This is a genomic window from Mesorhizobium sp. M4A.F.Ca.ET.090.04.2.1 (genome assembly GCF_003999085.1).
GTDB lineage: Bacteria > Pseudomonadota > Alphaproteobacteria > Rhizobiales > Rhizobiaceae > Mesorhizobium.
Map to the genome: position 1 here is coordinate 1 of NZ_RZOT01000149.1, position 11,424 is coordinate 11,424.

General features: G+C 64.3%; 13 protein-coding genes. 12 read left to right on the forward strand and 1 reads right to left on the reverse strand.

Going from position 1 to position 11,424, the window contains the following annotated elements; genetic code table 11:
* Positions 1 to 516, reverse strand: a 516-nt coding sequence (locus EN781_RS12915; protein ID WP_145965491.1) for a Gfo/Idh/MocA family oxidoreductase, incomplete at its 3' end; no start/stop codon positions are given.
* Between the two features lie 180 nt (positions 517 to 696).
* Here EN781_RS12915 and EN781_RS12920 point away from each other — a divergent pair.
* The 12 genes from EN781_RS12920 to EN781_RS12975 form a co-directional block, all read left to right on the forward strand.
* On the forward strand, positions 697 to 1,497 hold the full coding sequence (locus EN781_RS12920) for a class I fructose-bisphosphate aldolase (RefSeq protein ID WP_127400045.1): 801 nt from the start codon (positions 697 to 699) through the stop codon (positions 1,495 to 1,497).
* Between the two features lie 3 nt (positions 1,498 to 1,500).
* Positions 1,501 to 2,460 carry a PfkB family carbohydrate kinase gene (locus EN781_RS12925; protein ID WP_126056127.1) on the forward strand — a complete coding sequence of 320 codons (960 nt, stop codon included), beginning with the start codon at positions 1,501 to 1,503 and terminating at the stop codon, positions 2,458 to 2,460.
* Positions 2,441 to 3,586 carry an ABC transporter ATP-binding protein gene (locus EN781_RS12930; protein WP_126056128.1) on the forward strand — a complete coding sequence of 382 codons (1,146 nt, stop codon included), beginning with the start codon at positions 2,441 to 2,443 and terminating at the stop codon, positions 3,584 to 3,586. Before EN781_RS12925 ends, EN781_RS12930 begins: the two co-directional genes overlap by 20 nt.
* 111 nt (positions 3,587 to 3,697) lie before the next feature.
* Complete coding sequence (locus EN781_RS12935) at positions 3,698 to 4,945, forward strand: sugar ABC transporter substrate-binding protein (RefSeq protein WP_126056129.1); 1,248 nt, start codon at positions 3,698 to 3,700, stop codon at positions 4,943 to 4,945.
* A gap of 132 nt (positions 4,946 to 5,077) precedes the next feature.
* On the forward strand, positions 5,078 to 5,974 hold the full coding sequence (locus tag EN781_RS12940; protein WP_126056130.1) for a sugar ABC transporter permease: 897 nt from the start codon (positions 5,078 to 5,080) through the stop codon (positions 5,972 to 5,974).
* Positions 5,975 to 5,979: 5 nt separating this feature from the next.
* On the forward strand, positions 5,980 to 6,822 hold the full coding sequence (locus tag EN781_RS12945; RefSeq protein WP_126056131.1) for a carbohydrate ABC transporter permease: 843 nt from the start codon (positions 5,980 to 5,982) through the stop codon (positions 6,820 to 6,822).
* A 62-nt stretch (positions 6,823 to 6,884) separates the two neighbouring features.
* On the forward strand, positions 6,885 to 7,706 hold the full coding sequence (locus EN781_RS12950) for a sugar phosphate isomerase/epimerase (RefSeq protein WP_126056132.1): 822 nt from the start codon (positions 6,885 to 6,887) through the stop codon (positions 7,704 to 7,706).
* Positions 7,707 to 7,710: 4 nt separating this feature from the next.
* Complete coding sequence (locus EN781_RS12955; RefSeq protein WP_126056133.1) at positions 7,711 to 8,787, forward strand: Gfo/Idh/MocA family oxidoreductase; 1,077 nt, start codon at positions 7,711 to 7,713, stop codon at positions 8,785 to 8,787.
* Positions 8,787 to 9,605, forward strand: coding sequence for a sugar phosphate isomerase/epimerase (locus EN781_RS12960; RefSeq protein ID WP_126056134.1), 819 nt, complete (start codon positions 8,787 to 8,789; stop codon positions 9,603 to 9,605). The genes EN781_RS12955 and EN781_RS12960 overlap by 1 nt, the downstream gene beginning before the upstream one ends.
* Positions 9,605 to 10,423: an alpha/beta hydrolase gene (locus EN781_RS12965; RefSeq protein WP_126056135.1), complete on the forward strand. Its 819-nt coding sequence runs from the start codon at positions 9,605 to 9,607 to the stop codon at positions 10,421 to 10,423. Before EN781_RS12960 ends, EN781_RS12965 begins: the two co-directional genes overlap by 1 nt.
* Entirely contained in the window at positions 10,420 to 11,142 is a 723-nt protein-coding gene (locus EN781_RS12970; protein ID WP_126056136.1) for a ribulose-phosphate 3-epimerase, read from the forward strand. Before EN781_RS12965 ends, EN781_RS12970 begins: the two co-directional genes overlap by 4 nt.
* A partial coding sequence (locus tag EN781_RS12975; protein WP_145965492.1) for an ROK family protein occupies positions 11,142 to 11,424 on the forward strand: 283 nt, incomplete at its 3' end. The genes EN781_RS12970 and EN781_RS12975, both read left to right, overlap by 1 nt.

Consider the following 11,424-nt stretch of genomic DNA (forward strand, 5'->3'; position numbering starts at 1 on the left):
GTAGTAGAATTGCGGATTGGGATGCCAGTGCTCCATGCCGCGCCCCATCATGAAGGCCGTGCCGGTCACCGGCCGGCCGATGGCGCCCTCGTCCATCAGGCGGCGCGCACGGCGCCCAGCGGCGCCGAGGAAGGTGTCGGGGGCCGCGCCGAGCAGCAACCCGCGCGCCCTCGCCTCGGCGACCAGCCGGCGGCCGTCGCTGGCCGAGGTCGCCAGCGGCTTTTCAGTGAAGACGTGCTTGCCCGCCGACAGCGCCGAAAACGAGATGTCGAAATGCGCCGCGGGGATGGTGAGGTTGAGGACGAGGTCGATCTCCGGGTCGCCTAGCAGTTCGTCGACGGAGAGCGCGCGGAGGCCGTATTCCTTGGCACGGAGCGCCGCCATGTCGGCGGAAATGTCGGCACAGGCGCCCAACTCCATCCTGCCGAACAGAGCCGCATTGCGCAGATAGGTCACCGAGATGTTGCCGCATCCGATGACGCCGATGGCGAGCTTTGTCTTTGATTTTCCGTGCATTTCAGATCGTATCTCCCAACGCGGTCATGGCCTAGCTGCACCCTGGCGCCAGCAATGGATCACAGTCGAAAGCCGCTATACAACATTTTAATTCTTGACGCGCGTAAAAATTTTATAGAGCATGTGAAAATGCCGACGCAGCAGGATTTTGAAACCAGACGATTGGGGAATTTTGAACTCATGAGCCTAGGAACCAGGGTGCGTCTTGCGCGCCTCTTCTCGCACCCATCCGGGAACCTTTTTGGCGGCGCGGTCGACCACTTCGTCGGCTATGGCGACGTGCGCAAAGGCGGCCTTGCCGACCTGCCGGGTGCGCTCGCACGCGTCATGGCGGGCAAACCCGACTATGTCAGCATCCAGCCCGGCACCGCGCGCCATCTGTGGCCGCAATATGCGGGCAAGGCTTCGCTGGTGATCCAGGCGGGCTGCTTCACCCTGGACGATCGCATCAGCGAGTTGATCGCAACGCCCGAGGATGCGGTGCGCGCGGGGGCCGATGCATTGGCCGTGGCCATTCCGGTGCGCGGCGCGACCGAGGGCAAATACATACGCTGGCTGACCGATTCGGTGAACGCAGCGGCCCGCTACGGCATGCCGGTGGTGGCGCATATCTACCCTCGCGATTTCACCGACGGGGCGAAAATCGTCTTCACCCCCGACGAGATCGCCTATGCGGCGCGCATCGGCTACGAGTCCGGTGTCGACGTGATCAAGATCGGCTACACGGGCGATTTCGAGTCGTTCCGAGAGACCGTTCGGACCTGCCCGGTGCCCGTTGTGATCGCGGGTGGTCCGAAGACCGATACGCTGCTCGGCGCGCTTCAGCAGACGGCGGACGCCATCCGTGCCGGGGCGCGCGGCGCCGTGGTCGGCCGCAATCTCTGGGGGCATGGCGATCCGCAGAAGGCAGCGCTTGCCTTTCGCGGCGTCATCCATGACGGCCTGTCGGCAAAAGACGCCCTGGCGAAGGCGGGTGCCTGAACGATGCCCGCCGTCCCCTCGATCCTCGGCTTCGGCGCTATTGCGATCGACGACATCGTCTATGTCGATCAGCCGTTGTCGGCGGGCAAGGGGAAGGTTCTGCAAAGTGCCCGGGCTTTCGGGGGAAATGTCGCGACGGCGCTGGCCGCCGTCGCGCGGCTCGGCGGAACCGCCGGGTTCATCGGATGGCTGGGCACTGGCGCGGACGACGCCGCGCTGCGCGATCTCGTGGCGAGCGGTGTTGAAACCGCATTCGCGCCGCGCCACCCCGACGCGCGCCCGGTGCGCTCGCGCATCACCGTCGGTTCTGACGGGGAACGGTTCATCGCGTATGACGACGATGCGATGCTGGGCACCGCGCCGGAATTTCCGGACGATATTCTTGGCCGCGCGACCGCGCTGATCGTCGATAGCTACGCGATCCGGTCGCTGGATGTCGTGGCCCGGGCTCGCGATCTCGGCCTTGCGATTCTCGGCGATATCGAATGGAGCGCCGGCCCAGCCACGGAGCGGCTGATCGCGCAATGCGACCATCTCATTCTTCCCCTCGGCTTTGCGCGGACTGCCACAGGCCGCCGATCGCCGGCCGAGATGCTCGATGCATTGTGGTTGCCGTCGCGGTCCGCCGTGGTTCTGACCGATGGCGGCAGGGGCGTCTACTATCGCGGGCGCGACGAGACAGGGCTCTGGCACCTGCCCCCGCACCGGGTTGACGTCGTCGACTCGACCGGCGCCGGTGACTGCTTTCATGGCGCCTATGCCCATGCATTGACGCGCGGGGCCGACACCGCAGGCCGGGTGGCGTTCGCGGCCGCGGCGGCAGCCCTGTCCGTAACGGGGCGTGGTGGGCGCGAAGCGCTGCCCACCAACGACCAGGTCACGAAACTTCTGACATCTACGAACGCTCCGTCAGCGGTCGAACTGAGACTTGTGGAGGAGGAAGATGGCAGAAGTCATTCTTGAGAATATCTGCAAGACCTACGGGAACAATTTTCACGCCATCGACCAATTGAACCTGTCGGTCGAGGACGGCGAGTTCCTGATCCTCGTCGGCCCGTCCGGCTGCGGCAAATCCACTGCGTTGCGGATGATCGCGGGACTGGAGGACATCACGAGCGGCAGTCTTCGCATCGGCGGCGTCGACGTCGTCGACATGCCGCCCAAGGACCGCGACATCGCGATGGTCTTCCAGAGCTACGCGCTCTACCCGCACATGACGGTGTTCGAAAACATCGCCTTTTCGATGCGGCTGGCTGGCAAGCCGAAGGCCGAGCGCAAGAAGCGCGTGGACGAGATCGCCAAAACCCTTCAGCTGACGTCGCTGCTCGACAGCAAACCCGCGAACCTTTCAGGCGGGCAGCGTCAAAGGGTTGCCATGGGCCGCGCCATGGTGCGCGAGCCCGCCGCCTTTCTGATGGACGAGCCCCTTTCCAATCTGGACGCGAAACTGCGCGTTCAGATGCGCGCCGAAATCACCAGCCTGCAAAAGCAGCTCGGCGTCACGACCATATATGTGACTCACGACCAAATCGAAGCGATGACGATGGGGGACCGGGTCGCGGTGTTGAAGGGCGGCGTGCTGCAGCAGGTCGATACACCCAAGAGGCTCTATGAATCGCCGGTGAACGCCTTCGTCGCCGGCTTCATCGGTTCCCCGTCGATGAACCTTTTCGAAGCGACCCTGAAGGGCGGCGAGCTCATTTTTCGTGACTTCGCGATCCGGCTGCAGGATGCAGCTTTCGTTGGCAGGCCCGCCCTGAGGTCCTATGAGGGGCGCAAGATCGTGTTCGGCATACGGCCGGAGGATCTCTATGACAGCAGCCTCGAATCCGGCCGCAAGTATCAGACGATACCGGCAAAGGTGACTTCGATCGAGGAGCTCGGCTCCGAACATATCGTCCACCTGAACATCGACGCGGTCCGGGTGGACTCCGGCGATCCGGACGCGGTGGAGGATTATGGCCTGGCATCGAACGCGGTGGCGAGATTCGAGCCGACCAGCGCCATCCACTCCGGCTCGGAAATCCGGTTGGCCGTGGATGATACCAAGCTCCATTTCTTCGATCCCGAGACGCATCTGGCGATCTGAAGGACTGCGGCAGAGCCGGCAGGCGAGAGCGAGGCGCCTGCGAATGAAGACTTCTGAATGAACCAGACGATCGTCCGCATTGTGCGGCCGATCTTAAAGAAGGAGGAGAGAATGACGTTTCGGATAAAACCCGCGATGCTGAAAATGGCCGCGGCCGCCTGGTTGCTTGGCGCAACCGGCGCCATGGCGGACACCACGCTGGAGTTCACCCAGTGGTGGGAGCCTGAGCTGCCCGCAGGCTCCTTGCGGAAAATCATGGACGAATTCGAGGCCGCGAATCCCGGGATCAAGGTGACGCTGGTCAGCGGCCCCTATGCGACCACGCGAGACCAGATCTCGGTTGGTGCCGCGACGGGAACGCTTAGCGACGTCGTTGGTCTCGACGGCGCCTGGGTCAACAATTTGAACGCGCAGAACGCGCTGGCCGACATGAACCCGATGATGGATGCGAGCGGCTTCGACAAAGCCCAGGTCGCGGACATCATCAAGGTGGACGGCAAAGCGGTGATGTTTCCCGTGGCTTCGTTCGTCTATCCGGTGTTCGTGAATTTGGACCTCGCCGCCAAGGCGGGCGTCACCAAGCTGCCGTCGACCCGCGCGGAGTTCCTCGAAGCCGCCAAGAAGATGACCCAGGCCGACAAGAACCAGTATGGCTGGGTGCTGCCGCTGTCGCTGCAAACGCCGTCCGGTGTCCAGAACGACATGATGTCGTGGGTCTGGGCATCGGGTCAATCGATGATGGCTGACGGCAAGCCGGCTCTCGAGGCAAAGCCGGTGGTGGATATGCTGACCTTCGTCAAATCGCTCAATGACGCGGGCACCATCTCGCCCGGCATCGCCACCAAGACCGAACAGGAAAAGGTCGAGGAATTCGTCAACGACCGGGTCGGGATGATGATCGACTCGCTCGCGCATGTGAACCTCATCCGCCAACGCAATCCCAAGCTGAACTTCGACCTCATCCCGGTCCCGGTCGTGGAGGACTATAGCGGCAAGCGCGGCCTGCCATACGCCTCCTGGGGCATCGGCATCTCCGCGGGCTCGAAACATCAGGAGGAGGCGTGGAAGCTCGTCCAATACCTGATGAGTGAAAAGGTGAACGCCAAGCTCGTGTCGCTGGCCAACGCCTTCCCCGGCAACGTCAACGCCAAGCCCGATTTCGTGACTTCCGACAAGGCTTTCGGCAAGGCTTTCGAAATCTTCAAGACCGGCTATCTTGCCAATGAGTTCACGGGCCTGCCGGTGGCGGAAGACCTGATGACCCAGTTCGACGTGCAAGCCCAGAAGATGCTCGCCGGCGAACAATCTCCGGAAGAAGCCGCGGCCAATGCTCAAAAGGGCTGGATAGCGAAATTCTGATCGGCCTGTTTTGCGATCTCTACCGGGCGGCCTGACTTCGGGCAGGCCTCCCGGCAACAACGCATCGGCAATGCGAGACGGACCCGTTTCCGAAGCTCCCCTTCTCTTGAAGGCGTGTCCCAAGGTTGGCATATGACCCCGCAGAAGCGCTCCCACCATAGGCTGAAACGAGCGGTCGCACCCTATCTCTACCTGTCGCCCTCGCTCATCATCATCGGCCTGCTGATGCTGCTGCCGATGGTGACGGTGATTGGCTATTCGTTCCAGAACAGCGCGGTACTGCGGCGCGACCCGTCCTTTGCCGGACTGAAACATTACCAGGCGATCTTTGCCGATCCCGTGTTCTGGGCTTCGCTGTGGCACACGCTCTACTTCACCTGCATGAGCGTCATCTTCCACATGACCATCGGCATGATCTTCGCGCTCATGCTGAACAGCGACCGCATCAATCCGACGCTGCGCAATGTCCTGCGCGTGCTCTACATCCTGCCCTGGCTATTCACCGCCGTGATCATCGCGGTGATCTGGCGCCTGCTGCTCGAGCCCAACGGCGTGGTGAACAGCATCCTCATGCAATTGGGCATCATCGGTTCCAAGGTCGAGTGGTTTTCCTCGCCCGAGACCGCGCTGCACGCCGTCACCTTCGCCAATATCTGGGCGGGCTACCCGCTTTTCATGGTCAGCCTGCTCGCAGGCCTGCAGGGCATTCCCAAGGATTTCTACGAGGCCGCCGATATCGATGGCGCGAAGGCCTACCAGAAGCTGATCTTCATCACCATTCCGCAGTTGATGCCGATCATCATCAGCATCTCGCTGCTCGATTTCATCTGGACCATGCAGGTCTTCCCGTTGATCTGGATAACGACGGGCGGCGGTCCGATTTACTCGACCGAGGTGCTGAGCACCTACACCTACAAGCTGGCGTTCTCGAGCTACAACCTGTCCCAGGCGGCGGCGAGCGCCGTGATCATCCTGCTGATCTCTCTTGGCCTGACACTGTTCTACATCCGCTATCAGAAGGCTCGGTAGTCACCATGAGGAAAAGGCACACGCCGAAAGACCGGCTGATCACCGTCGCGCTGCATGTCGCGCTTGCCGCCGGGCTGTTTTTCGCGGCATTCCCGATCTACTGGATGCTGAGCAGCTCGTTCAAATCGAATACCGAAATCTTTGCCCTGCCGCCAACCATCCTGCCGAAGGCGTTCACGCTGGAAGCGTATGCGGCCATCCTTGGCGACCCAGTAAAACTGCGCTTCTTCTTCAACAGCTACTTCGTGGCCGGAGCGGTGACCGTGCTGACGGTGCTGATCGCGTTGCTGGCAGCCTATGGGTTCAGCCGCTTCAACTTCCGCGGCAAGGGCAGCCTGAACACGCTCATCATCAGCACGCAGACGATTCCGCCGATCACGCTTCTGATCCCCTTCTTCGGGCTCGTCGTCTCGTATGGCATCTTCGACACCTATATCGCGCTGATCGTGACCTACCTGGTGTTCACGCTGCCCTACGCGATCCTGCTGATGACCGGGTATCTCAACACCTTGCCGCGCGATCTCGACGAGGCCGTCGCCGTCGACGGCGGCAGCAGCTGGACCGCACTCTGGCGGGTGATCGTCCCGATCTCGCTTCCCGGCATTGTGGCGACCTCGGTCTATACCTTCCTGTTGTGCTGGAACGAGTTCCTCTTCGCGCTGACGCTGACGAAGTCGACCTCCATGCGCACTGTCCCGATCGGCATCCAGCTGCTGATGGGGCAGCACGCTTTCGAATGGAACCAGATGATGGCGATGAGCGTGCTCGGCTCGCTGCCGCTCCTGCTCATCTACCTTCTTGCCCAGAGGTACTTCCTCGCCGGGATGACCGCGGGCTCGGTCAAGTAGATGTCCATCCCATGAAGACCCAGAACGACATCACGGAATGGGCGGTATCAAGGATTGAAAGGATGAACGTGAAAGACCTCAAAGTCGGCTGCCAGACCTTCACCTGGGAAATGCTCGGAGACCGTTTTGCCGGAGGCCCGGACGATCTCCTGAAGGCCATTTCCAATGGCGGCTATGCCGGCATCGAGATCACCGACACGATGATCGGCCGCTATGCCGGCCAGCCGGCGGAATTCGCCGCCGCGCTGAAGGCCTCCGGCCTGACGCTGGTCTCCTTCGCCTTCGGTTCGAAGAGCGGCTTCACGCTGAAGGACCAGATCGGCGCCGACCTCGAAACCGCCAGGCGATGGATCGACTTTGCCGCGGCCTTTCCGGGCGCGCTTGTCTCGATGGGCTCTGCGACCGTCGTCTCCGACGGGCCTCGCGACGACAAGTTCGCCATTGCGGCGGAAGTCTATAACAAGGCCGGCGAGATCGGCCGCAAAGCCGGCGTCCAGGTCGCGGTGCATCCAAGCTCGCACCACAACACGCTGCTCTTCGGCCGCGCAGACTACGACCGGATCTTTTCCCTGCTCGACGCCTCGCTGGTCGGCTGGGTGCCGGACACCGGGCACATATTGCGCGGCCACAAGGACATGGCCGACACGCTCACCACCTATAGCGACCGCATCCGCTACGTGCACCTGAAGGATGTCGATGCCGGCGGCACCTGGGCGATGCTCGGCAAGGGCGTCTGCGACACGGCGAAGGTGATCGAGATCGCGAGCGCGGCGCCCAACTTCAACGGCTGGCTGGTGCTGGAGGAGGAATCCGAGACCGCCGCCGCCGATCCAGCCGGCGCGGTCAAGACCAACCGCCAGACCATGCGCGGATACGGAGCCTGAGACGATGATCCGCAAGAAAGACCGTCGCCTTCGTGTCGGTGTGCTCGGCTGCGGGCCGATCGCGCAGTTCGCGCATCTGGAATCCTGCGCGAAGGCAAGCAGTGCTGACCTCTATGCGATCTGCGACGCCGCGCCCGATCTGCTCGCGCGCATGGGCGCGACCTACGAGCCCGAAAGAATGTATGGCGACTATGACGAGATGCTCGCAGACCCGCAGTTGGAAGCAGTGATCGTCGCCACGTCGGATGCCTATCACGTACCGATGTCTATCAAGGCGCTGGAGGCCGGCAAGCATGTGCTGTGCGAAAAGCCGATCGGCGTCTCGGTCGAGGAAGGCGAAAAGCTGGCCGAAGCGGTCAAGCGCTCGGGCAAGGTGCTGCAGGTCGGGCACATGAAGCGCTTCGATCCGGCGCTGGAAGCGGCGCGCGATTTCGTCCGCGACGAGATGGGCGAGATCCTGGCGCTGAAGGCCTGGTATTGCGATTCCACGCATCGCTACACCAACACCGACGCGGTGCAGCCGCTGCCGGTGACCAGCAAGCTGGCGCGGAAGCCGGCCGGCAACCCGAAAGCCGATCTCAGGCAATATTTCATGCTGGCGCACGGCTCGCATCTCGTCGACACGGCGCGCTTCCTCGCCGGCGAGATCACCGCCGTGCGGGCGCGCCTCAACAAGCGTTTCGGCGCATATTGCTGGTTCGTCGAAACCGAGTTCGCCAATGGCGCGCTCGGCCATCTCGATCTCACCGTCGCCGTGCGCATGGACTGGCACGAAGGTTTCCAGCTCTATGGCGAGAACGGCTCCGTAATCGCGAAGACCTTCAATCCCTGGTATTTCCGGGCGAGTGAGGTCGACATCTTCCACGAGAAGGACGCGACCTCGCGCAAGCCGCTCGGCGCCGACGGCCACTTCTTCCGGCGCCAGATCGAAGGCCTCGCCGATACCGTGCTCGACGGCAAGCCGATGCGCGGCGCCAATGTCGAGGACGGGCTCGCCTCGATCCGCGCCATGGTGGCGATCGTCCGCTCGGTCGAGAGCGGCGAGCGCGTCGAGATCGCCAGCGTGACGGGAGCGGTCTGATGCAGGTCGGGGTGTTCGCCAAGACCTTCCCTGGCAGCGAGCCGGCCGGCGTGCTTGCCGCCGTGCGCGATGCGGGCTTCGCGGTCACCCAGTTCAACCTCGCCTGCGCCGGCCTGCCATCGATGCCGGATGCGGTTCCCGACGAGGCGATCCGGACCATCAAGGCTGCCGCCGAGGCTTCGGGCGTGGCCCTTGTCGCGTTGTCGGGCACCTACAACATGGCGCATCCGGACAGGGCGGTGCGCGACGACGGCTTGCGCCGGCTGGCGCTGGTGATCGAGGCGGCCGCCAGGCTTTCCACGCCGCTGGTGACGCTCTGCACCGGAACGCGCAACCCCGACGACCAGTGGGCGCATCATCCCGACAATGCCGACCCCTCGGCCTGGGCCGATATGGCGCGCGAGATGGAGAAGGCGCTTGCGATTGCCGAGCGCCATGGCATCGACCTCGGCATCGAGCCCGAGCAGGCCAACATCGTCACCTCCGCAGCCGACGCGACGCGCCTGATCGCCGAAATGGGTTCGAAGCGGCTGCGCGTCGTGCTCGATCCGGCGAACCTCTTCGAGCAGGCGGATGCCGCACAGGCGCGCGCCATCGTCGCCGATGCGGTCGAACGCACGGCCGGCCATGTCGCCATGGCGCATGCCAAGGACCGCTTCGCCGATGGCCGCTTCGCCACGGCCGGGCAAGGCGTGGTCGACTTTCCTGACTTCATCACCCGGCTGAAGCACGCCGGCTTCGATGGGCCGCTGGTGACGCATGGGCTTTCCGCCGAGGAAGCGCCCGGTGTCGCTCGTTTCCTGAAGGGGCTGGTGTGATGGCGACGCTCTCTCGCGACGGCGCCACGCTGCGGTTCACCGACGCCGGCGAAGGTCTGGCGGTCGTCTTCCAGCACGGGCTGGGCGGCGGCGAGGCGCAGGTCGCCCAGACCTTCCCCGCCGGCTTCCGGCGCATCACGCTGGAATGCCGTGGGCACGGCGGCTCCGGCCTTGGCGAGCGGCGGCCGTTTTCCTTCGAGATGTTCGCCGACGACGTTCTCGCGGCCGCCGACCGGGCCGGCCTCGACCGCTTCATTGCCGGCGGCGTCTCGATGGGTGCCGGGATCGCGCTGCGGCTGGCCTGCCGCCATCCGAAACGCGTCTCCGCCCTGGTCATGGTGCGGCCTGCCTGGACATTCGCGGCGGCACCGCCGAACATGCAGCCCATAGCCGAGGTCGCCGAACTGATCCTCGAGCATGGGCCCGACAAGGCGAGGACGATCTTCGCGCAATCGGCGACGGCCACGCGCCTCTATCACGAGGCGCCCGACAATCTGTCCTCGCTGCTCGGCTATTTCGACCGGCCCGACGCCAAGGCCTTCGCACAGGTGCTGGCCAATATTGCCGCAGACGGACCGGGTGTTTCCCAGCGCGAGGCGGCCGCGCTCGCCGTTCCGGCACTGGTCGTCGGCAACGCCATGGATGCCGTGCATCCGATGTCGAGCGCCTACGCGCTCGCCGCCACGATGCCCAACGCCGTCTTCGCCGAGGTCACGCCCAAGGCGCGCGACAGCAAGCAGCATTTCAGTGAGTTGCACACTGAGATCACCACGTTCCTCCAATCCCACTCGAAAGTCCGGAGCCTCATTCCGTCATGACCAGCAAATCCCTGTCCGGCCCCGCCGCAATCGCCGCCCTGCCACGCAACAGGCTGCTCGGCGAATTCTCGCTGTGGTCGGCCGACCTCGCCAATATGGAACGCGACCTGAAGCGCATCGAAGCCTATGCCGACCTGCATCACATCGACGTCGCCGATGCCCGCTTCACCCCGGGCTTCCTGTTCTTCCCCGATCTCGTGGCCCGCATCGCCAGGCTGACGGCGAAGCCGATCCATGTGCATCTGATGGTCGAGGCCGAGATCGTCGAAGCGCAGACGCGCCAGTTCATCGAGGCCGGCGCCGACCTCGTCACCATCCACGCCGAGAATGGCGAGGCGGGCCTGCGCGCCGTGCGGCTGGCGCGTGAACTCGGTGCCGAGGCCGGCGTCGTGCTGCGGCTGGAAACGCCTGTCGCGGCAATCGTCCCGTTCCTGGCGGAGGTGGCGTTCGTGACACTTCTCGGCACGTCGATCGGCGTCAAGGGCCAAAGCCTGTCGGAGCAGGCCTGTCCGCGCCTGATCGAGGCGCGCGCGCTGATCAGGAAAGCCGGCCGCGAGGCCGATATCATCCTTGCCGCCGACGGCGGCATCCGCCACGAGACGGTGCCCAGCTTGCGCGCCGCCGGCGCCGATACGGTGGTGCTTGGCTCGCTTGCCTTCGGCGACCCCGACCTCGCGCAGCGCATGGCCTGGCTGCACGGGCTGAAGGCCGCCGCGTGATGAACACGGTCGCGCTCGCTTTCGATCTCGGCGGCACGGAGCTGCGCGGCGCGCTGATCGAGCGCGGCGGCGACGTCGTCGCCCGCGTCTCGGCGCCGACGCTCGCCGGCGCAGGATCGGAGGCGGTGATCGGCCAGATCATCACGCTGGCGGACAAATTGCTCAAGGAGCACCCGCAGGCCAAAGTCAAAGGCATCGGCATGTGCGCGCCCGGTCCGCTCGACCCCAAGGCCGGCATCGTCATCGGGCCGCCGACGCTGGCCGGCTGGCACAATGTGCCGC